Source organism: Trueperaceae bacterium (genome assembly GCA_031581195.1).
In the GTDB taxonomy this organism is placed as follows: domain Bacteria; phylum Deinococcota; class Deinococci; order Deinococcales; family Trueperaceae; genus SLSQ01.
Genome location: JAVLCF010000230.1, coordinates 1 through 1147 on the forward strand (window position 1 = coordinate 1; position 1147 = coordinate 1147).

1 protein-coding gene is annotated in these 1147 nt (G+C 71.6%); it reads right to left on the reverse strand.

Going from position 1 to position 1147, the window contains the following annotated elements; genetic code table 11:
* A partial coding sequence (locus tag RI554_11650) for a fasciclin domain-containing protein (GenBank protein ID MDR9392667.1) occupies positions 1-728 on the reverse strand: 728 nt, incomplete at its 3' end.
* Between the last annotated feature and the right edge of the window lie 419 nt (positions 729-1147).

The window sequence follows — 1147 nt, forward strand, 5'->3', positions numbered from 1 at the left end:
ATCGCTTCGATCGGCGCGTCGACCTGCGTGACCGACATCCCGGTGGTCCCGTCGACGTTGTTGAGGGGGATGGCGACGGGACCGGGCGCGCTGCAGTCGCCGGTGTGGAAGTGGGCGGGGTGGTTGCCGCCCTCGGGGGTGCCGTCGAGGTCGAGCGTCACGAGGGTGCCGCCCTGGGCGCGCTCGAGCGTAATGTCGCCGGAGACGCCCGAGTCGCCGAGCGACCCGACCGGGAGGCGGATGGCGTCGGTGGAGGCGGCCACGACGGACGGCGGCAGGAGGACGGTGTCGACGACGTGAATGAGGCCGTTGTCGGCCGCGACGTCGGCCTGCACGACGGTGGCGTCGTTGACGTGAACGGTGCCGCCCTCGACCTGGATGGTGACCGACTCGCCCTGCACGGTTTCGGCGCTGGCGAGGTTCACGACGTCGCTGGCGGGGACCTCGCCGGCGACGACGTGGTACGTCAGCACGGCGGTGAGCAGGTCGGGATCGGCGAGCACGGTCTCGAGCAGGCCGTCGGGCAGCGCGGCGAAGGCGTCGTCGGTGGGTGCGAAGACGGTGAACGGCCCGTCGCTGGCGAGGGTGTCGACGAGGCCGGCCTCCTGCACCGCGGTGACGAGGGTGTCGAACGAACCGGCCGAGGCGGCGACCTCGGGGATGGTTTGGGCCGTGGCGGCTCCGGTGAGCGCGACGGCGGCGAGCAGGGACAGAACGATGGAACGCATGGTGCCTCCTTGGCGTGGGCGTGCGCGGCGCGCACGGACGAGACATGCACGATCGTGGACGGGACTGCGATGCCACGGACCCGGGCCGAACGGGGCCCGAGACCGACGGTCGGGCGCCGGGGTGCGCGGGAACGACCGGATGTGAGCATAGGCGCCGCGGGCGTTTCGGTCTGCGGCAACGCTCACGGTGCCCGTGCGCTACGCCACGGTTCGAGCCGTCACAGGCTTTACGTGGCTTTGAAACGAAGGTCACACGGTTACTATGGCGGCGTGGTCGACGGCTCCTCCTCTGCTTCCCTCGGCCCAGTGCACGTCGACGTCATCGGGCCGCCGCGCGTGCTGGTCGGCGGGGTGCCGGTCCGCTTCCGCTACCGCAAGGCGGAGGCGCTCACGTACTACCTGGCCGTCGAACGCGGTCG